We start from the raw sequence: 19,581 nt of genomic DNA on the forward strand, positions 1-19,581 counted from the left end.
GTTGGCCTGCTCGACTGGCAGCGACTCAGCCAGTTACAAATTCTTCAGTCGGCGGCGGCGCGCAGGGCGTGCGGGTCACCGCCGCGACCCTGGCCGCCGGCGGGCCTTGCCATAACCAGGATTCCAGCGCATCCAGCGCGACGGCGGGCCCGGCAGCGACCACCTCCACACTGCCGTCGGGCTGGTTGCGCGCATGCCCACGCAGGCCCAGCGCAACCGCACGCTCGCGGGTGGAGGCGCGGAACCACACGCCCTGCACCACGCCGGTGACGATAAAGCGCGCCGCCTGCATCAGCCGGCCTTGCCGGTGATGCCCACCGCCGTCTCGATGTCGCGTGCGGTCACCGGGCCGAGGAACTGCTTGGCGACCTTGCCGTCCGGCCCGATCAGATACGTCATCGGCAAGCCGCGCGGCGTGGCGAAGTCCTGCGGCGGTTGGTAAGGGTCGAGAATGGCGATCGGGTACGACACCGGGTGGTCCTTCAGGAACGCCTGCATGTCGGCGCTGCTGATGTCTTCATAGGCCAGGCCCACCACTTCGACGGTGTCGCGCATGGTGTGCAGCGCCGACAGCTCGGGCATTTCCTTCAGGCACGGCGCGCACCAGGTGGCCCAGAAATTGACCACCACCCACTTGCCGCGATGCGCGGCCAGGTCGTAGGCCTCGCCGGTCACGGTCGGCAGCGACAGCTTGGGCATCTCGGCGGTCTGCTGCACCACCGAGGTGTCGGTTGGGCTGGCCGGGTCGGCGGGAGCGGCCGGCTTTTGCGGCGTCTGTGCGGTGGTCGCTGGCGCTGCACCGCCGGCGGCGGGCGTGCCCTCGCCGGTGGGCTTGCAGGCGGTCAGCAGCAACAGCGGCAACAGCAGCGCACAGGCGCCGCGCACAAGGCGCACGGTCATGGGAGGTCTCCGGGAAGGTGGGTGTAGAGGTCGCCGACCGGTTGCGCCAGCACGCTGCGCAAGGGTTGGCGCAGTTGTTCCAGCGCAGCGGCAGCGGCCTGGCCGTAGGCATCGTCGCGGCACGGCAGGGGGCGGTCTTCGATCGGCACGCGCAGCTGGCAGCTTTCGTAGAGTTCGGCCAGCGGCACCACGTCCAGGTCGCGTGCCAGCAGCCATTGGCCGCGCTCGTCGCGGCGCAGCAGGCGGATGCGTTTGAGTTCGCACAGCAACTCCTGCATCAGCGTGTCGGTGAGCATCGGCTCCAGCGCCAGGATGCGGTCTTCATCCAGGCCGTTGCCGTGGATGCGTGCCTGGCGGAAGCGGCCGAGCAGGCGCAGCAGGCCATAGATCTCGAAACCCGGCGGCAGCCGCATCGCTTCGGGCTGGTAGCGGAATGCCGCCATCGAGGAGGCCAGCGAGGCGCCCAGCAGCACCGAAACCCAGCTCAGGTAGATCCACAACAGCAGGATCGGCAGCGCCGACAGCGCGCCGTAAATGCGCTGGTAGGTCTGGAAATTGCCCAGATAGAAGCCGAAGCCCCATTTGACGATTTCCATCAGGATCACCGCCAGCAACGCGCCCGGCAGCGCATGCCGCAGGCGTACCCCATGCTGCGGCACCACGCGGTAGATCAGCACGATGCAGACGAATTCCACCGCCATCGGCGCCAGCCGCCAGGCGAATTCGGCCAGCCACTGGCCTTCGGTGGTGCGGAACAGCGGCAGCGCGAACACGTAGGCGGCCATCGCCATCGAGGCGGCGGCCAGCATCGTGCCCAGGGTCAGCACCGTCCAGTAGATCAGGAAGCGCGTCACCTTCGGGCGTGCGGCGGCGACCCGCCAGATGCTGTTGAAGGTCTGCTCGATGCTGTGCAGGGTGATCAGCAGCGAGGCCACCAGCGCGACCATACCGGCCACGGTGAACTTGCCCAGATCCTCCAGCGAACGATTGAGGTAGTTCTGCACCGAGCGCGCCGCGCCGGGCACGAAGTTGTTGAAGATGAAGTCGGTCAGCGCGTCCTTCCACTCGTTGAAGGCCGGGAACGCCGACAGCACCCCGAACACCACGATCGCCAGCGGCACCAGCGCGAACACCGTGGTGTAAGCGAGCGAGGCGGCCGCCTGGAACAGGCGGTCGTCGAGAAAGCGGCGCCACAGGAAGCGCCCGAAGCTGACCGTCCGCGCGCGGTCGCGCAGCCGTTCTTTCCATTGGTGGATTTTGTTCACGCGCAACATCGCGCAAGGGTACCCGATGCGCCGTCATCGCGGCCTTGCCGCAACTGCGGCGTGCAGGCAGGCGGTGGCTTGGCCGATACTGCGGCAACTCACACAGGCGGTAGATGCGCGATGGCGGAGATTCTGGTGCTGTATTACAGCCGTGGCGGTTCGGTGGCGCGGCTGGCGCGGCAGATCGCGCGCGGCATCGGCGAAGTACCGGGCATGGGCGCGCGGCTGCGCACGGTACCGCCGGTGGCGGCGGTGACCCAGACCAGCGCCCCGCCGGTGCCGGACGAGGGCGCGCCGTACGTGGACAAGGCCGATCTGGCCGAATGCAGCGGCTTGCTGCTGGGCAGCCCGACCCGCTTCGGCAACATGGCCGCGCCGATGAAGCATTTCCTCGACGGCCTGGGCGCCGAGTGGGCCAGCGGCATCCTGGCCGGCAAGCCGGCAGGCGTGTTCACTTCCACCGCCTCGATGCACGGCGGCCAGGAATCCACCTTGCTGTCGATGCACCTGCCGCTGCTGCACCACGGCTGCCTGATCGTCGGCATCCCGTTCACCGAGCCGGCGCTCAGCCATACCACCAGCGGCGGCACACCCTATGGCGCCAGCCATGTCTCCGGCGCCGGCGGCGACCCGCAACCGAGCGAGGACGAAGCGCTGCTGGCGCGTGCGCTGGGCCGCCGGGTGGCCGATATCGCCCGGCGCCTGGCCAGCCCATGAGCCTACGCGCCACGCACTGGCTGCTGACGGCCGCGCTGATCGCGCTGACGGTGCTGTTCGTGAGCTGGTTTCACGACGACCGCCACCGCACTGCCGCGCTGCTGGTGTTCGCACTGCCGCCGGCGCTGATGGCCACGCTGGCGCTGCGCAGCGCACGTGCGCGTTTCTGGGCCGGCGTGTTCGCGCTGGGCTGGTTCAGTCACGGCGTGATGGCCGCCTGGACCCAGCCGCAGGCGCGTGGGCTGGCCTGGCTGGAAGTGCTGCTGGCCCTGCTGGTGGTGGCACTGGTGGGCGGCCCCGGCATGGCGGCGCGCTTCGGCCGCAAGCGCCCTCCACGTTGACCCGCTTGGGCAGCACCCGCGCCGGGGTCGTATCATGACGGCCCTCGCGCGGCCTGCACCGCGCCCGTTTGAAGGACCCGCAGCAATGGAAGACCTCCTGATCGTCACCACCGGTGGCACGATCGACAAGATCTACTTCGACGACAAATCGGACTACCAGATCGGCGACCCGCAGATCGGCCAGATCCTCAAGGAGCTGGGCGTGACCTTCCGCTTCTCGGTGATTCCGATCATCCGCAAGGATTCGCTGCACATCACCGACGCCGACCGCGAACTGGTGCGCGCCACCATCGCCGCCCAGCCGACCCGCCACGTGCTGATCACCCACGGCACCGACTCGATGGTGGAAACCGGCAAGGTGCTGCAGTCCATCGCCGACAAGACCATCGTGATGACCGGCGCGCTCAATCCGGCGCGCTTTCGCGGCTCCGATGCCGAGTTCAACATCGGCTGCGCGGTCGGCGCGGTGCAGTCGCTGCCTGCGGGCGTGTATATCGCCATGAACGGGCGCATCTGGAATCCGGAAAAGGTGCGCAAGAACGTCGCCGCCAACCGCTTCGAATCGCTCTGACGCCATGAGCAAGGCCACCCGCGCGACCAAGGCATTGGATGCCGCCGGCGTGGCCTACGTGTTGCACCCCTACGCCTACCAGGCCGATGCCGATGCGAAGGGCGTGCAGGCGGCGAACGCCCTGGGACTGGCGCCGCACACGGTGCTGAAAACATTGATGGCCTGGGTCGACGACCAGGCGGTGTGCGTGGTGATCCCGTGCGATCGCCGGGTGTCGCTGAAGAAACTGGCCAGTGCCTGCAACGGCAAGTCGGCGCGCATGATGGAGGTGGCCGATGCCGAGCGTCGCACCGGCTACAAGGTCGGCGGCATCAGCCCGCTGGGGCAGCAACGCCAGGCGCCGGTCGTGATCGAAGCCAGTGCACTGGATGCCCCGTCGCTGTGGATCAACGCCGGGCAACGCGGCTTGCTGCTGGAATTGCCGGGCGATGGCATCGTTGCCGCATTGCAGGCGCGGCCCTGTAGTGTTTGCGACTAGCTGCGGCGAGACACCGCGCCGCGTGGCCGGCTGACGCAAGCCGGCATCTGGAAATCCACAGGTGGCTCCGGTTTGCGGCAGCGATCACGCACCTCCGCTGCGGCGTGATGGGTTCGCCGGCGTCACATGGCCGATGCAAGATCACGCCCCAAGGAAGACCGAAGTCCTGCACCCCACCGGCGCAGGACTCCGCGCACGCTCAGTACGTAGCCACCAGCGTAACCGCCGAGAACGCCAGCGTGGCCTTGAGCCGCACGTAGTACACCCCTGACGCGGGTGCGCTCAGCGTGCAGCTGTCGGCATTGCCCACCACCGCAGTGCGGCAGCTGTAGGCGGTATCGCTCGGCAATGCACCGGCACGCAGCGACAGATCGGCATTGCCGCTGCCACCGCTGAGCGCCACCCGCAGGCTGCGCGTGCCTGCGGGCACGTTGACCTGGTAATACAGCGAGCCACCGGTGGCTGCGGCCAGGCCGTTGCGTGCTGCATTGCTGGTCAGGGTGGTCGAGGCGATCACCGCAGCCACCGCACCATCGGCGTTGACCAACCCTGCCCCACACCCCTGCGGACACGCCACCGGCAATGCACGCGCCGTGCTCTTGAGCATCGCTTCGACGCTGGCCGCACTGAGCGGATTGAGCGCCACCGACTGCATCAATGCCACCACGCCAGCCACATGCGGCGCCGCCATCGAGGTGCCGCTGTAGACCGCGTAACCTGGGGTGCCCACCGCCGCGCTGCCGCTGTTGAGCGTGGACAGAATCGCCTGCCCCGGCGCGGCGATATCCACGCCCTGGCCGAAGTTGGAAAAGCTGGCCTTGGCCCCGGCCGAGGTGGTCGCCGCCACCGCGATCACATTCGGGCAATTGGCCGGCACGCTTTTGGATACGTCGATATTGCTGTTGCCGGCAGCCACCACCACGCTGGTGCCGCGCGACACCGCGCTGGCGATCGCATTGCTCAAGGTGGTGGAACAGGAACCGATGCCGCCCAGCGACAGGTTGATCACCCTGGCCGGGGTCGGATTGGCCGGCACGCCGGACACCGTGCCGCCGGAGGCCCACACGATCGCATCGGCGATGTCGGACAGATAGCCGCCGCAACGGCCCAGCACGCGCACCGGCAGCACCTTTGCATTGAACGCCACGCCCGCGGTGCCGGCGCCATTGTTGGCGGCGGCCGCGACGATGCCGGCCACATGGGTGCCATGCCAGCTGGAACTGGACGCGCTTGCGCCGCTGCCGCACTCGTTGGCCGCGGCCCAGTCGCCCGGATCGGCGGCATCGGTGTCGCGCGCGTTGCCGTCGCGGGCAATGAAGGCATCGCTGATGAAGTCATAGCCGGCCAGCACATTGGCCGACAGCTCCGGATGCGCGGTCACGCCGGTATCGATCACCGCCACCACCGCGCCCCTGCCGGTGGCCTTGTCCCAGGCCGGGCGCACGTTGATGCCGGCGCTGGTGGTCCCCAGCGCCCATTGCTCGGACAGGCGGCTGTCGTTGGGCACCAGCATCGGGCGCAGCAGCATGTCCACTTCCACGCGCTTGACCGCCGGGTCGGCCGCCAGACGACGCATCAGGGTTTCCGCATCGACCCGGTCCAGCGCGCGATCGGCCACCAGCAATTGCGGCCCGACTCCAAGCCAGCGCGACGACGACAGGCCGAGCGCTCGCCCGCGCCGCGCCGGCACCGCACGGGCGATCTCGCGTAACGAGCCACTCAGGCGCCCACGGTTGCCGACGCTGCTGTCCTTGTAGCTGACGATGAAACGCTGATGGGCCGATGCCGACCCCAGCCCCTGCAGGCTGACGTCGCCAGCGAATGCAGGCGCAGTGCCGCATAGCAGTGCACAGGCCAGCGCGACATGGCGCAGCCCCTTGAACGGTAAATAACGCATGGATCGACCCCTCCCCGGGATGTCGTGGTGCAAACGAGGGCACATCTGTGCCGCCCTTGCATCGTGGTGAGGCGCGCCGACTGGCGTCGCTGCCCACCTGCCCACGCTATCGACCGGGTATGCGCGGACCTGAGCCGGTATCGCTGGCCAGGCGTGGCGAACCACCGGGTTGGTTAAGGTGGCCGCTCGAGAGGCAGATGCCGGCGGCGGCCAGGACCGCGCCGTCCCACCCTCCAGCGCTGCCCCCAAAACGCCATTGCCCCGCACTTTGGCGGGGCAATGGGGGTATCGAGCGTGCTGCAGACACACCGCATCACGCAGACCGCAGCGGTGCCAACGGCTCAGCCGCTGGCACCGCGAGGCGTCTTACGGGGTCTGGCTGACCGCACCGGCCGCGTTGACGATGCCGGCACCGCAGCCGCCCGAGCAGGCGCCCGGCAGCGGACGCGCGGTGTTCTTCAACAGCGTTTCCACCGCCGCCGGGGTCAGCGGACGACTGGCCACCGACTGCACCAGCGCCACCACGCCGGCCACGTGCGGTGCCGCCATCGACGTACCGTTGTAGGAGGCGTAGCTGGCGCTGCCCGGCGTGGTGGTGCCGCTGTTGAGCGTGGACAGGATCGCCGAGCCCGGGCCGGAGATGTCGATGGTGCTGCCGAAGTTGGAGAAGCTCGAACGCGCGCCGGCCGAGGTGATCGACGCCACCGAGATCACGTTGGCGCAGCTGGCCGGGGTGAAGTTGGCCACGTTTGCATTGCTGTTGCCGGCCGCCACCACCACCGTGGTGCCGCGCGACACCGCGCCATTGATGGCGTTCTGGTAGGTGCTCGAGCAGGTGCCGTTGCCGCCCAGCGACATGTTGATCACTTCGGCCGGATTGGCATTGGCCGGCACGCCGGAGACGGTGCCGCCGGATGCCCACACGATTGCGTCGGCAATGTCGGAGGTGGTGCCGCCGCACAGGCCCAGCGCACGCACCGGCACGATGCGCGCATTGAATGCGGTCCCCGCCACGCCGGTGCTGTTGTTGGTGACCGCGGCAATGGTGCCGGCCACATGGGTCCCGTGCCAGCTGGAGTTGGCCGCTGCCACGCCGGAGCCGCATTGGTTGGCTGCGCGCCAGTCGCCCTGGTCGGCCGGGTTGTTGTCGCGGCCATTGTTGTCGCGCGCACGCGCCGCGTCGCTGATGAAGTCGTAGCCCGGCAGCACGTTGGCGTTGAGGTCCGGGTGGCTGGTGATGCCGGTGTCGATCACTGCCACCACCACACCGGTGCCGGTGGCGGTATCCCAGGCCGGACGCACGTTGATGCTCGAGGCGGTGGTGCCGAAACCCCACTGCTCGGACAGACGGGTGTCGTTGGGGGTCAGCGTCGGGTACATGATCTGATCGACTTCCACGTACTCCACGCTCGGGTCGGCGGCGATCCGGCGCATCAGCGTCTCGGCCTCGGCACGGTCCAGGCCACGGTCGGTCTTGAGCACTTCCGACCCCAGTGCGGTACGACGCACGTGATTCAGGCCCAGCGCACGGCCGGCGCGGGCCGGCACGGCGGTGGCGACCGAATTGAGCGATGCGCGCAGCGAGGTCGGGCTCACCGCGGCGCTGGAACCGTCCCTGTACTTGACGATGAAGCGGTCCAGGGTGGGCTGCGAATCCAGCCCGGAAAGATTGACCTGACCAGCAAACGCCGGCACTGCCAGCAGCGAAGTCAGCGCGGACACACCTAGAACCACCAGCGCGCGCGTGGGCGCACGACGTTGCGACACATTGGACATCGATCGTTCCTTAATTGAGAGGTACCGCAATTGCGGCGAGATGGCCGAACCGGCTCCACGTGCTGCGGATCGGGTCAGGCAGTGCACGGGCGCGGGCGCCCGGCGAGACGACTGACCGATGTCCATTCCGGTCGAGCGGCAACACACAGCCGGCGCCTGCCGATGCGGCAGACGTGGCAATAGGTCGCTGATGGGGTGCAGCGGATCGGATCGGCACTGCCTGGCCGGGGCCAGGCAGTGCCGACGTGCCTCAGTAGCTGGCGCGCAAGGTCACGCCGGAGAACGTGCTGTACGCCTTGAGGCGCACGTAGTAAGTGCCAGACGGCGCGCTGATGCTGCAGGTCTCAGCATTGCCGCTGCGGTACGGACGGCAGGTGTAGGTGGTGTCGGTCGGCGCACTGCCGGCACGCACGTACAGGTCTGCATCGCCGCTGCCGCCGCTGATCGCCACGGTCAGCGTGCCGCTACCGGCCGGCACTGCGATGGTGTAGTTCAGTTCCGCACCCGTGGCTGCGCCCAGTCCGGTGACCGGCGTGCCGTTGGTCAGGGTGTTGCCGGTACCTCCACCGCCGCCGCCATTGCTACCACTGATGGCGGCAGTCACCGCCGCATCGGCATTGACGATGCCGGCGCCGCAGCCGCCCGAGCAGGCGCCCGGCAGCGCACGCGCGGTGTTCTTCAACAGGGTTTCCACGGCGGCCGGCGTAAGTGCGCTCGGCGCGACCGACTGCACCAGCGCGACCACGCCGGCCACATGCGGCGCCGCCATCGAGGTACCGTTGTAGGACGCGTAGCTGGCGCTGCCCGGGGTGGTGGTGCCGCTGTTGAGTGTGGACAGGATCGCCGAGCCCGGCGCCGACACGTCGATCCCGGTGCCGAAGTTGGAATAGCTGGCCTTGGCGCCGGCCGAGGTGGTGGCTGCCACCGCGATCACGTTGGCGCAGTTGGCCGGCAGCGAACCGGACACGTTGGCAGAATCGTTGCCTGCCGCCACCACCACCGTGGTGCCGCGCGAGACCGCACCGCTGATCGCATTCTGCATGGTGGTCGAGCAGGTACCGCCGCCGCCGAGCGACATGTTGATCACTTCGGCCGGATTGGCGTTGGCCGGCACGCCGCTGACGCTGCCGCCGGAGGCCCAGATGATGGCGTCGGCGATATCCGACAGCGAGCCGCCGCACTTGCCGAGTACGCGCACCGGCACGACCTTGGCGTTGTAGGCGGTCCCCGCCACGCCGGTGGTGTTGTTGGTCACTGCGGCCACCGTGCCGGCCACATGGGTGCCATGCCAGCTGGAGTTGGCGGCGGGAATACCGGAGCCGCATTCATTGGCGGCGTACCAGTCGCCTTCGTCGGCGGGATTGCTGTCGCGCCCGTTACCATCGCGCGCCGTGGCGGCATCGCTGATGAAGTCGTAGCCCGGCAGGATGTTGGCGTTGAGATCCGCATGGGTGGTGATGCCGGTGTCGATCACCGCCACCACCACATTGGCGCCGGTGGCCTTGTCCCAGGCCGGGCGGATATTGAGGCCGGCATTGGTGGTGCCGAAGGCCCACTGCTCGGACAGGCGGGTGTCGTTCGGGGTCAGCGTGGCGTGCAGGATCTGGTCGACTTCCACGCTCTGCACGTTGGGGTCGGAGGCCAGTTGGCGCATCAGGGTCTCGGCTTCGGCACGGTCGAGTGCACGGTCCGCCTTGACCAGCTCCGGTCCCAGCGCCAGGCGGCGCACCGAGTTCAGGCCCAACGCCTTGCCGGCCTTGGCCGGAACAGCGCGCGCGGCGGTGCGCAGCGAGGTGCTCAGCGCGGTTGGACTGGCCAGCGCGGTGCTGCCGTCCTTATAGGTCACGATGAATTTCTGGTGGGTTTGGGCGGTGGCCAGGCCATCCAGATACACCTCGCCGGCAAAGGCCGGGGTTGCCAGCAACAACGAGGTCAGCGCAGCTGCGCTCAGGATGGTCAGTGCGCGGGGGCGCTTGCGAAAAGACTCGTTCGACATCGAATTCCCTTCTAGATCAAAGAGAACCGCCGTAGCGGTGGTAGCCGGTGCCGCCTTCCATAGGTCAGCACCGAGGTCCCGGACCGATCCCCTGTTATCGATCCGTTCAGCGAACCTACCGCACTACAACCAGACTGGACAATAAGAAGTTCGCACTTTCGAAAAATTAAATATCAGATTTGTGACACCGTACGGCACCGTTCAGCCAGTTGACGACACATCCGGACATGAATTGGCACATACCTGCTGCGTTGCCCCAAAAAAAAAGGCCCCTGCGCGACCGCGCAGAGGCCTTTTTTGACGCGATGCGCTGGCTCAGGACAGACGCACCAGCCAACCGTGGCGGTCCGGGACGCGCCCGTACTGGATGTCGGTCAGCTCCTGGCGCAGCGACATGGTCACCTCGCCGGCCGGTGCGGAGAGATCGCCGACCGCAAAGCCATCGCCCTTCAGCTCGCCGATCGGGGTGACCACGGCAGCGGTGCCGCAGGCGAACACCTCGGTGATCTCGCCCGACGCCACGCCCTGCTTCCACTCATCGATGGCGACCTTGCGCTCGATCACCTGCATGCCGCGATCGCGGGCCAGTTGCAGGATGCTGTCGCGGGTGATGCCTTCCAGGATGCTGCCGGACAGTTCCGGCGTCACCAGCGTGCCGTCCTTGTAGACCAGGAACACGTTCATGCCGCCCAGTTCTTCGATGTACTTGCCTTCCACCGGGTCCAGGAACAGCACCTGCGAGCAGCCTTGCGCATAGGCCTTCTGCTGCGGCAGCAGCGAGGCGGCATAGTTACCGCCGCACTTGGCCGCACCGGTGCCGCCCTTGGCCGCACGTGCGTACTCGGTGGACAACCAGATCGACACCGGTGCCACGCCCTTGGCGAAATACGGACCGGCGGGACTTGCGATGACGTAGTACGAGGCCTTGTGCGCCGCACGCACGCCCAGGAACGCCTCGTCGGCAATCATGAACGGGCGGAAGTACAGGCTGGTTTCCGGGGCCGACGGCACCCAGCTCGCATCCACCGCCACCAGCTGGCGCAGCGATTCGACGAACAGGTCCACCGGTAGTTCCGGCAGCGCCAACCGCCGCGCCGAGCGCTGCAGCCGCTCGCCATTGGCCTGCGGGCGAAAGGTCCAGATCGAGCCGTCGGCATGCCGGTAGGCCTTGATGCCTTCGAAGATTTCCTGGCCGTAATGCAGCACCGAGGCGGCCGGATCCAGCTGCAGCGGGCCATACGCGCGTACCTGCGCGTCGTGCCAACCGAGCTCGTTGGTCCAGGAAATGGCGACCATGTGGTCGGTGAAATGCAGCCCGAAGCCGGGCGCGGCCAGGATCACGGACAGCTCGTCGGCACTGCGCGGCGACGGGGAACGGGTGGAAGCGAAGGACACGGACACCGGAAGATTCCTGTATGGCGGGCGAAAGGACGCGGCGCCACCTCTTGGACATGGCGCCTGACGATCAGAGCATGCCGGTCTCGAGACGGGCTGCTTCGGACATCATATGCCGGCCCCACGGCGGGTCGAAGACCAGCTCGACGTCGGCCTCGGCAATGGTCGGAATCATTTCGACCTTGCTGCGCACGTCGTCGACCAGGATCTCGCCCATGCCACAACCGGGCGCGGTGAGGGTCATCTTGACGTCCACCCGGCGCTGATCGTCTTCCTCGCGATGGCTGACCACCGCCTCGTAGACCAGGCCCAGATCGACGATGTTGAACGGGATCTCGGGGTCGAAACAGGTGCGCAACTGCTGCCACACCAGTGCCTCCACCTCTTCGTCGCTGGCATCGGCGGGCAATTCCAGCCCCGGCGGGGCCTCCTTGCCGATCGCATCGCCATCCTTGCCGGCAATGCGGAACAGGTTGCCTTCGACAAAGACCGTATAGCTGCCACCCAGCGCCTGGGTGATATAGCCGTAACTGCCTGCGGGCAGGGTCACCGAATCGCCCTGCGGCACCATGACGGCATCGCAATCGCGTTCGAACTGGACGGGTTCGCTGCTACGGGAGTACATGGGCTGGATATGGGGCCGCGGCGGATGCGCGCAAGTCCGCCATTCTAGCCGACCACGGCAAGGCCGCTGCCGTTGCGGGATGGAGCCGGCGACGACGCTGCATTCCATCGGCGCGTCCATCACCGCGCAAAGTACATCGCGCGCTTTATCATGTGCGCACTGTCAGGAGCTCCAATGCCGCCTACCACCGCGTCCGCCAGAACCGCCCACTGGCTCTGGCCCCCGCTCCTGCTGCTGGGATGCGTCACCGCCCTGATCGCCTGGATGCTCATCGCGCTCGCGCTGGGCAACCAGGCCGGCTGGATGGCGGTGCTGGTGGCGCTGGAAATCGTCTGGATGCTGCGCCTGGGCACGCTGGGCGCCGGTCCCTTGCGCATCGGCATCGCGGTCGTGGCGACCGCGCTGATCATCGTCGGCGCCAACTGGGGCATCGCCTCGGCGCAGCTGGGTAACGCACTGGGCCTGGATCCGTGGACCTCGGCACAGAAGATGGGCGCCGGGCTGGCCTGGACCCTGCTGCAACTGGCCAACAACGGCTTCGACCTGCTGTGCTATGCCGCCGCGCTGGTCCTGGCGTGGTGGGCGGCGCGCTGAGTCGGACGCGTTCGCAATGGCTGCCACTCGGCATCCGTTGAAGCTGATGCTTCATGTGCACAGCTCTAGTCACGCCGCTCCTGCTTAGCGCTGGCGCTTTATTTTCCTGACGCAGCGATTTCCGGGGAGCTCTGCGGCTTGGCTGCGGGGCCCTCGACGCTGCGAGTTTGCTGCAGGGCCCTTGCCGGCCCACCATCGCAGGACACGCCGCAAGTACGTCCATGTAGGCTCTTACGCGGCATCCATGCCGCGTAAGAGCCCGCGACGATGGGCCGGCAAGGACCTGTCGAGATGGTCGGTGGTTTGGTTGCAAGCAAAGCCTGGTGTGTGTGTGTTGTTCGGATCACCGTGCGTTCGATCGGCTTTCCAGCACAAACCGGGTAACGGCAGCGGCTCAACAAAGCAACCTGCAAACGTTTCAGCGTCCCAACGCAAGACTTGCAATCGCAACAGGCAGCTTTTCATTCGACCACCGACCAACTTCCTGGTGCGGTGTCCTTGCCGGTTGCGGGACCCTTGGCGGCATGGATGCCGCCAAGGAGCCTCCACGGACGGATTCACGGCGTGTCCCGCAAGCGGTGAGGGCACCGCGCACTCGAAGAGCCGAGCTTTTGACTGTCACTAAGCACTGCTGTGACTCAAAAGCTCGGTGGCTTGTTTCGGGCTGGCTGATAAGACTGGCCGGATGGTGCGGATAGAGCGTTCGTGAAGCAGCCGATCTGCGGCTCAGCTGCAAGGAACTGGCAGCGAGAACACCGCCCCCTCGACCAAGCAGCTTCGCAAATTCATCCGCCAAGTCAGCCGCACGACACCTCAGTGCCCGCCCCCGTCCAGCGCCTTCAGCTCGCTGACCAGCGCGCCGGCCGCTTCCGCGCCATCGCCGTACAGCATGCGGGTGTTGTCGGCGTAGAACAGCGCATTCTCGATGCCGGCAAAGCCGGTGCCCTTACCGCGCTTGATCACTATCGTGTTCTTCGAATTGACCACGTCCAGGATCGGCATGCCGTAGATCGGGCTGGCCGGGTCGGTCCTGGCCACCGGGTTGACCACGTCGTTGGCGCCGATCACCAGCGACACGTCGGTGCTGGCGAACTCGGGGTTGATGTCGTCCATGTCGGCGATCAGGTCGTAGGGCACGCCGGCTTCGGCCAGCAGCACGTTCATGTGCCCGGGCATGCGCCCGGCGACCGGGTGGATTGCGAACTTCACCTTGACCCCGCGCGCGATCAGCCGCTGCGCCAGCTCCCAGATCTTGTGCTGCGCCTGTGCCACCGCCATGCCGTAGCCGGGCACGATCACCACCCGCTCGGCGAACGCCATCATCGCCGCCACGTCGCCGGCCTCGATCGGCTTCTGCGCCCCGGCGATCTCCTGCGCCTGCCCGCCGCCGCCGAAGTTGGAAAACAGCACGCCGCTGATCGGCCGGTTCATCGCCTTGGCCATCAGGCGCGTCAGCAGGATGCCGGCCGCGCCGACCATCATGCCGGCGATGATCAGCGCCTCGTTGCCCAGCACATAGCCTTCGAACGCCACCGCCAGGCCGGTGAATGCGTTGTACAGCGAGATCACCACCGGCATGTCGGCACCGCCGATCGGCAGCGTCATCAATACACCCAGCGCCAGCGCCACCACGAAGAAGGCGATGATCGCCAGCGGCTGCAGGCTGCTGGCCGCCCAGATGCCGAGCACCAGCACCGCCAGTGCCACCAGCAGATTGAAGGCCTGCTGGCCCGCAAAGGTCACCCGACGGTCGAGCCGGCCATCCAGCTTGGCCCAGGCCACGATCGACCCGGACAGCGACACTGCGCCGATCGCCGAGCCCACCACCGCCAGCACCACCGTGGTGGTGTCCGGCCGCCGCGCCGCCAGTTCGGCAATCGCCTGGGCGCTCCAGTGGGTGGTGTCGCGGTTGGCGAAGAAGGCAAAGCGCAGCAACTCCACCGCCCCGATCGCCGCCGCCGAGCCGCCGCCCATGCCGTTGTACAAGGCCACCATCTGCGGCATGTCGGTGATGGCGACCTTCCTGGCCGACCACCACGCCACCCCGGTTCCGATCGCCAGCGCGGCCAGGATCAGCGGCACGTTATGCAGCTCGGGCAGGAAGAATGTCGCCACCGTGGCGATCAGCATGCCCAGCCCGGCCCAGCGGATGCCGCTGCGCGCGGTCAGCGGCGACGCCATGCGCTGCAGCCCGAGCAGGAACAAGGTCGCCGCGACCAGATAGCTGGACTTCACCAGCCATGCCAGCAGCTCGGCAGTGGAGACGTTCATGGCGCGTCCCCGCCCGACGGCTTCTTGCTGGACTTGAACATGTCCAGCATCCGCTCGGTCACCACGTAACCACCGGCCGCATTGCCCGCACCCAGCATCACCGCGACAAATCCCAGCGCCTTTTCCAGCGTGGTATCGGCATGCCCCAGCACCACCATCGCACCGATCAGCACGATGCCGTGGATGAAGTTGGAGCCGGACATCAGCGGGGTATGCAGGATCACCGGCACCCGCGAGATGATCACGTGGCCGGCGATGGCCGCCAGCATGAAGATGTACAGCGCTACGAATCCGTCGCTCATCGTCGTTCGCTCCACTGGCCGGTGCGGCCCGCCGATCATACCCACGCCGTGCGCGCCCGGGCGCGTGTCAACCGAATCGGCACTCGCCCGTTGACGTCGTATCGTCTCCGCGGAAGCTACGCTGTGCTGGTGGGAACCCCTTTCGATCCGCAACCTGCCGCACCGGCCGCCACCGTGCCGGTTTCGCTGGACGCCTTCCTGGCCGGCATCGGCCCGCGTGCGTTCCGCTTTGCCGAGGCCGGCCTGCGTCACCGCGAAGATGCGCTGGACGCCGTGCAGGACGCCATGGTGAAGCTGCTCGGCTACCGCGAGCGCCCGGCCGCCGAATGGACGCCGCTGTTCTGGAGCATCCTGCGCAGCCGCATCATCGACCTGCAGCGCCGGCGCAGCTTCCGCCTGAAGTTCTGGGCGCCGGCCGAACGCGCCGACGACGAGGGCACCATCGACTGGGCCGACCCCGGCACCGGCCCGGTGGACGAACAACAGCATCAACAGGCCTACCAACGGCTGGTCGAGGCCTTGCGCAACCTGCCTGCGCGCCAGCGCGAAGCGTTCACGCTGCGCGTGCTGGAAGACCTGGACGTGGCCACCACCGCCAAGGCGATGGGCTGCTCGGAAGGCTCGGTCAAAACCCACCTGTCGCGTGCGCGCGACGCGTTGCAAAAACAGTTCGAGGATTTCCTGTGAACCGCTCCCACGACCCGGCCCAGCTGGATGCGCACCTGCGCCAGCTGCATGCCTCCGCACTGACCAGCCTGCCGCCGCAGACCCTGGCGCGCCTGCGCCAGGCCCGTCAGGCGGCCGCTCCCACGCGCGCCCGGCGCGGCTACTGGTTGCTGGCGACTGCGTGTTCCGGCCTGCTGGCGGTCGGCATCGGCCTGCAGCTGCGTCCAGGCGAGCGCGCCTCGCCGGACCGCACCCCGACCCAGGTGGTCGCCGGCACCACCACCGATACCGACGACATGCTGACCCAGAATCCGGACCTGTACGTCTGGCTGGGGTCCGATACCGCCCTGGCCATGGAATAAGCACGATGACCCGCACCACCCGCCTGTTGTTGACCCTGCTGCTGTGCGCCGTGCCCTGCGCGTCCTTGCTGGCCCAGGCCCATTCCCCCGGACCGCCGGGACCGCCACCGCCGGATGGCCCAGGCCCGCGAGGACCCGGACCGCGCGAGGCAGACACGCCGATGCCCGAGTGGGACAAGCTCACCCAGCAGCAGCGGCAGGTGCTGATCGATGCGCTGCGCGAACGCTGGAACGATGTGCCGGAAGAACGCCCGCGCATGTATCGCCATGCGCGCCGCTGGCTGGACATGACCCCGGAGCAGCGCAAACAGGCCAAGGCCGGCATGGACCGCTTCCGCAACATGAGCCCGGAGCAACGCCGCGAGGCCAAGGCCTTGTTCGAACGCATGCGCACGCTCAACCAGCAACAACGCAATGAGCTGCAGCAACGCTGGCAGAAGATGAGCCCGGCCGAACGCAGCACCTGGCTGCGCGAGCATCCGCCCACCGACGACTGACGCGGCGCTGCCGCGGCAAGCGCAACCCGTCAGCGCACCGGTGCATCCCAGTCACGCGCGGCCACCGTAGGAGCGCGCTGACGCGCGACGGAGCATTACCGATAAAGCGCCATCGCGCGCCAGCGCGCTCCTACCCGCCAGTGCGCAAGGCGCATGGGCTCGGCGGGGCTACGCAGTCGCTGGCGCCGACCAGCGTGTCTTGGCCAGCAGTTCGTCGTCCCAGTCGAACGACAGCGCGCCATCCTTGATCAGCAATGCGGCGAACGCGTAGGCGTTGCGCGCGAACATCTCGCTGGCGTGCACCGCGCCCTGGCTGGCCAGGTTGAGCGGCCCGGCGATCACCACGCCGTCGCGCTCATAGGTATCGCCGGGCCGGGTGGCAGCGCAATTGCCGCCGGTTTCCGCGGCCAGATCGACGATCACGCTGCCGGCGCGCATGCCGTGCAGCATCTCCGTGCTCAGGATCTTCGGCGCCGGCCGGCCGGGCACGGCGGCGGTGCAGACCACCACGTCCACGCCTTTGAGGTGTTCGGCCAGCCGGCGTTGCTGTTCGGCGCGTTCGTCGTCGGTGAGCTGGCGCGCATAACCGCCCTCGCCGGCCGCGCTCACGCCCAGATCCAGGAAGCGCGCGCCCAGCGAGGCGATCTGCTCGCGCGTTTCCGGGCGCACATCGAAGCCTTCGACCTGCGCGCCCAGCCGCCTGGCGGTGGCGATCGCCTGCAGCCCGGCCACGCCCGCACCGATCACCAACACCTTGCACGGGCGCATGGTGCCGGCGGCGGTGGTCAGCATCGGAAAGAAGCGCGGCGCCAGCTGCGCGGCGATCAGCACGGCCTTGTAGCCGGCCATACCGGCCTGCGAACTCAAGACATCCATCGATTGCGCACGCGTGGTGCGCGGCAGGCGCTCCAGCGGAAACGCGACCAGCGCACCGGTGGCAATCGCCTGCGCACGTGCCGGGTCGGCGTCCGGCGCCAGCATGCCGATCAGCACGGTGTGGGGCCTGCATTGCTGCAGCAGTTCGGTGGGCGGTGCCTGCACGCTCAGCAGCACCTCGGCCTGGGCCAGCGTGTCTGCCGTGGCGAGCTGCGCCCCGGCCTGCAGATACGCGGCGTCGGCCATGCTGCTGGCACAGCCGGCGCCTGGCTCGATCCACACGCTGGCGCCGAGCGCGACCAGTTTCCTGACCGTTTCCGGCGTGGCGGCGACGCGGCGCTCGCCTGCCGCGCGTTCTTTCAGCACCAGCACCTGCACAGCCATGGCTTGCTCCGCTCGCGCGCCTGTCGTCGCGGCGATGCTAGCAGAGCGCGGCAGCCACGCTCAGGGCGTCAGCAAGGCCGGCAGCATCGGGGCGAGCAACTGCTCGGGCGGTGCCAGCGCCACCGCTTCGGTGCGGTGGTCGATGGCCAGACACGCATAACCATGCGCCGCGCTCCAGGCCAGCAGCACCCGTTGATGCAGCAGGTGCGCATCCGGCGCACTGCCGTGCCGGGCCAGCCAGGCCGCATGCAGGGCATCGCGCAGGCAGGCCATTGCCGCATCGGTGGCCGCCAGCAGGCGCGGCAGGCTGCGTCGCTGCGGCTCCAGGCTCTGCATCAGGCGAAACTGCTGCGGGTAGGCGATGGCGAACCGGATATAGCCCAGGCCGCCGCCCAGCAGTGGGTCGACCTCGCGCTGGGCCTGCACGATCCACTCGACCATGCGTTCGTACCCGTCTGCGACCAGTTCCACCACCAGGCCTTCCAGCGAGCCGAAGTGATGTGCCGGTGCGGCATGCGAAACGCCCGCACGGCGGGCGCACTCGCGCAGGCTCAGCCCGCGCGGACCCGATTCGCCGACGATCTCCCAGGCCGCGCGGCGCAGGGCGGCGGGCAGATCGCCGTGGTGATACGTCGCTGACTTGGGCGCGTGGGACATGGCGGCTTCGCAAATCGGGATGTCATTGGAGCAGGGAATCTTGACGCTGACAAGATTGGCGGTGCAGACTCGCCCCGCATCTTGCCAGCGTCAAGATTTGGCGACGGGTGCAGCCCTTCCCCCAGCGAGTGTTCCCATGGCTAAGGCATCCTCCCGCTGGCGCATGCGCCTGACCCGCACGCTGTTCGGGTTGGCCAGCCGCCTGGCCCCCGGCCCGACCGGCCGCCTGCTGGCGCGCCGCTTCGTGACGCCGGATGCGGCATCGCGCCGGCATGCCGCATCCACCCTGGCGACGCTGTCCGACGTGGGCCGCGACAGCCTGTCCATCGATGGTATCGACATCGCGGTGTATGTCTGGGGCGATCCGGCGCAGCAACCGTATGTGCTGCTCTCCCACGGCTGGTCCAGCTATGGCCTGCGCTTTGCCGCCTGGGTGCCACGGCTGCAGGCGCTGGGCTATGCGGTGGTGGCCTTCGACCAGGCCGGGCACGGATTGAGCGGTGGGCGCATCAGCTACATGCCGCACTTTGTCGAGGTGCTGCGCCGGATCGGGCGGCACTTCGGCCGGCCGGCGGCCTTCATCGGTCATTCGCTGGGTTCGGCATCGGTCGTGTTCGCCGATGAAGCGGCCTGGCAGCCGGCGCGCTACGTGCTGATCGCGCCATTGCTGGCCCCGGCCGAGACCGCACGCCGCCAGTTCCGCGCCTTTGGCATCGCGGCCAAGACCTTCGTTCCGTTCGAGAACCTGCTGCATGCGATCACCGGCAAACGCTTTGCCGATTTCGATGCGTCCCCGCATCTGCCGCGTTTCCAGCGCCCGGCCCTGATCATCCATGACCGCCGCGACCGCGAGACACCCTGGGACGAAGGCGCGCGTTTTGCGGCGCTGTGGCCGCAGGCGCAATTGCTGACCACCGAAGGCCTGGGGCATAACCGCATGGTCGACCATGCCTCGGTCATCGAAGCGGCGCTGGACTTTATCGGCCCGGCGCGGGCCTGAGCGTACCGCGA

21 protein-coding genes are annotated in these 19,581 nt (G+C 68.1%); 9 read left to right on the forward strand and 12 right to left on the reverse strand.

Annotated elements, in window-relative coordinates; translation table 11 throughout:
• Nucleotides 1–25 precede the first annotated feature (25 nt).
• Genes DYQ94_RS07070 through DYQ94_RS07080 form a run of 3 tightly spaced genes read right to left on the reverse strand, consistent with a single transcriptional unit; the run spans nucleotide 26 to nucleotide 2,174 of the window.
• Nucleotides 26–292, reverse strand: a complete 267-nt coding sequence (locus tag DYQ94_RS07070; RefSeq protein WP_102252735.1) for an acylphosphatase — start codon at nucleotides 290–292, stop codon at nucleotides 26–28.
• On the reverse strand, nucleotides 292–900 hold the full coding sequence (locus tag DYQ94_RS07075) for a TlpA family protein disulfide reductase (RefSeq protein WP_024938584.1): 609 nt from the start codon (nucleotides 898–900) through the stop codon (nucleotides 292–294). Before DYQ94_RS07075 ends, DYQ94_RS07070 begins: the two co-directional genes overlap by 1 nt.
• The gene (locus DYQ94_RS07080; protein ID WP_024938585.1) at nucleotides 897–2,174 is read right to left on the reverse strand and encodes a YihY family inner membrane protein; all 1,278 of its coding nucleotides are present in this window, start codon (nucleotides 2,172–2,174) and stop codon (nucleotides 897–899) included. The genes DYQ94_RS07075 and DYQ94_RS07080 overlap by 4 nt, the downstream gene beginning before the upstream one ends.
• A gap of 51 nt (nucleotides 2,175–2,225) precedes the next feature.
• On the opposite strand from DYQ94_RS07080, the gene wrbA reads away from it, so the two are divergent.
• The 4 genes from wrbA (at nucleotide 2,226) to ybaK (ending at nucleotide 4,272) form a co-directional block, all read left to right on the forward strand.
• The gene (gene wrbA / locus DYQ94_RS07085; protein WP_172454310.1) at nucleotides 2,226–2,882 is read left to right on the forward strand and encodes an NAD(P)H:quinone oxidoreductase; all 657 of its coding nucleotides are present in this window, start codon (nucleotides 2,226–2,228) and stop codon (nucleotides 2,880–2,882) included.
• The gene (locus DYQ94_RS07090) at nucleotides 2,879–3,223 is read left to right on the forward strand and encodes a DUF2069 domain-containing protein (RefSeq protein ID WP_126966980.1); all 345 of its coding nucleotides are present in this window, start codon (nucleotides 2,879–2,881) and stop codon (nucleotides 3,221–3,223) included. The genes wrbA and DYQ94_RS07090 overlap by 4 nt, the downstream gene beginning before the upstream one ends.
• 85 nt (nucleotides 3,224–3,308) lie before the next feature.
• The gene (locus tag DYQ94_RS07095) at nucleotides 3,309–3,794 is read left to right on the forward strand and encodes an asparaginase domain-containing protein (RefSeq protein WP_016900703.1); all 486 of its coding nucleotides are present in this window, start codon (nucleotides 3,309–3,311) and stop codon (nucleotides 3,792–3,794) included.
• A gap of 4 nt (nucleotides 3,795–3,798) precedes the next feature.
• Entirely contained in the window at nucleotides 3,799–4,272 is a 474-nt protein-coding gene (gene ybaK / locus DYQ94_RS07100; protein WP_024938588.1) for a Cys-tRNA(Pro) deacylase, read from the forward strand.
• A gap of 199 nt (nucleotides 4,273–4,471) precedes the next feature.
• Here ybaK and DYQ94_RS07105 read toward each other — a convergent pair whose 3' ends face one another.
• From DYQ94_RS07105 to sufT, 5 genes are all read right to left on the reverse strand, one after another.
• Nucleotides 4,472–6,169, reverse strand: coding sequence for a S8 family peptidase (locus tag DYQ94_RS07105; RefSeq protein WP_126966981.1), 1,698 nt, complete (start codon nucleotides 6,167–6,169; stop codon nucleotides 4,472–4,474).
• A 366-nt stretch (nucleotides 6,170–6,535) separates the two neighbouring features.
• A complete protein-coding gene (locus DYQ94_RS07110; protein ID WP_024938590.1) occupies nucleotides 6,536–7,945 on the reverse strand; it encodes a S8 family peptidase in 1,410 nt (469 codons plus the stop codon).
• Nucleotides 7,946–8,195: 250 nt separating this feature from the next.
• A complete protein-coding gene (locus DYQ94_RS07115) occupies nucleotides 8,196–9,941 on the reverse strand; it encodes a serine protease ExpR (RefSeq protein WP_024938591.1) in 1,746 nt (581 codons plus the stop codon).
• Between the two features lie 315 nt (nucleotides 9,942–10,256).
• Nucleotides 10,257–11,342, reverse strand: a complete 1,086-nt coding sequence (locus DYQ94_RS07120; protein ID WP_039523741.1) for a branched-chain amino acid aminotransferase — start codon at nucleotides 11,340–11,342, stop codon at nucleotides 10,257–10,259.
• Nucleotides 11,343–11,406: 64 nt separating this feature from the next.
• Nucleotides 11,407–11,961 carry a putative Fe-S cluster assembly protein SufT gene (sufT, locus tag DYQ94_RS07125; RefSeq protein WP_016900709.1) on the reverse strand — a complete coding sequence of 185 codons (555 nt, stop codon included), beginning with the start codon at nucleotides 11,959–11,961 and terminating at the stop codon, nucleotides 11,407–11,409.
• 174 nt (nucleotides 11,962–12,135) lie between these two features.
• Between sufT and DYQ94_RS07130 the strand changes: the two genes are divergently transcribed.
• On the forward strand, nucleotides 12,136–12,555 hold the full coding sequence (locus DYQ94_RS07130) for a hypothetical protein (protein ID WP_039523735.1): 420 nt from the start codon (nucleotides 12,136–12,138) through the stop codon (nucleotides 12,553–12,555).
• A gap of 813 nt (nucleotides 12,556–13,368) precedes the next feature.
• On the opposite strand, the gene DYQ94_RS07135 is transcribed toward DYQ94_RS07130, so the two are convergent.
• Together DYQ94_RS07135 and DYQ94_RS07140 are read right to left on the reverse strand one after the other, a co-directional pair.
• Nucleotides 13,369–14,826 carry an NAD(P)(+) transhydrogenase (Re/Si-specific) subunit beta gene (locus DYQ94_RS07135; protein ID WP_126966982.1) on the reverse strand — a complete coding sequence of 486 codons (1,458 nt, stop codon included), beginning with the start codon at nucleotides 14,824–14,826 and terminating at the stop codon, nucleotides 13,369–13,371.
• The gene (locus tag DYQ94_RS07140; protein ID WP_046346232.1) at nucleotides 14,823–15,128 is read right to left on the reverse strand and encodes an NAD(P) transhydrogenase subunit alpha part 2; all 306 of its coding nucleotides are present in this window, start codon (nucleotides 15,126–15,128) and stop codon (nucleotides 14,823–14,825) included. Before DYQ94_RS07140 ends, DYQ94_RS07135 begins: the two co-directional genes overlap by 4 nt.
• A gap of 123 nt (nucleotides 15,129–15,251) precedes the next feature.
• On the opposite strand from DYQ94_RS07140, the gene DYQ94_RS07145 reads away from it, so the two are divergent.
• The 3 genes from DYQ94_RS07145 to DYQ94_RS07155 are packed head-to-tail and all read left to right on the forward strand — an operon-like array spanning nucleotide 15,252 to nucleotide 16,653.
• The gene (locus DYQ94_RS07145) at nucleotides 15,252–15,815 is read left to right on the forward strand and encodes an RNA polymerase sigma factor (protein WP_046345793.1); all 564 of its coding nucleotides are present in this window, start codon (nucleotides 15,252–15,254) and stop codon (nucleotides 15,813–15,815) included.
• Nucleotides 15,812–16,156 carry a hypothetical protein gene (locus tag DYQ94_RS07150; protein ID WP_126966983.1) on the forward strand — a complete coding sequence of 115 codons (345 nt, stop codon included), beginning with the start codon at nucleotides 15,812–15,814 and terminating at the stop codon, nucleotides 16,154–16,156. Before DYQ94_RS07145 ends, DYQ94_RS07150 begins: the two co-directional genes overlap by 4 nt.
• 5 nt (nucleotides 16,157–16,161) lie before the next feature.
• Nucleotides 16,162–16,653: a DUF3106 domain-containing protein gene (locus DYQ94_RS07155; protein WP_126966984.1), complete on the forward strand. Its 492-nt coding sequence runs from the start codon at nucleotides 16,162–16,164 to the stop codon at nucleotides 16,651–16,653.
• Between the two features lie 168 nt (nucleotides 16,654–16,821).
• Here the strand turns inward: DYQ94_RS07155 and DYQ94_RS07160 are convergent, their stop codons facing one another.
• Together DYQ94_RS07160 and DYQ94_RS07165 are read right to left on the reverse strand one after the other, a co-directional pair.
• Nucleotides 16,822–17,913 carry an NAD(P) transhydrogenase subunit alpha gene (locus DYQ94_RS07160; RefSeq protein ID WP_160955069.1) on the reverse strand — a complete coding sequence of 364 codons (1,092 nt, stop codon included), beginning with the start codon at nucleotides 17,911–17,913 and terminating at the stop codon, nucleotides 16,822–16,824.
• A 60-nt stretch (nucleotides 17,914–17,973) separates the two neighbouring features.
• Nucleotides 17,974–18,570, reverse strand: a complete 597-nt coding sequence (locus DYQ94_RS07165) for a TetR/AcrR family transcriptional regulator (RefSeq protein WP_126966985.1) — start codon at nucleotides 18,568–18,570, stop codon at nucleotides 17,974–17,976.
• Nucleotides 18,571–18,706: 136 nt separating this feature from the next.
• Between DYQ94_RS07165 and DYQ94_RS07170 the strand changes: the two genes are divergently transcribed.
• Nucleotides 18,707–19,570, forward strand: a complete 864-nt coding sequence (locus DYQ94_RS07170) for an alpha/beta hydrolase (protein WP_126966986.1) — start codon at nucleotides 18,707–18,709, stop codon at nucleotides 19,568–19,570.
• Nucleotides 19,571–19,581 lie beyond the last annotated feature (11 nt).

Origin of the sequence: Xanthomonas sp. LMG 8993 (assembly GCF_009835065.2) — a bacterium.
Lineage (GTDB): Bacteria > Pseudomonadota > Gammaproteobacteria > Xanthomonadales > Xanthomonadaceae > Xanthomonas > Xanthomonas arboricola.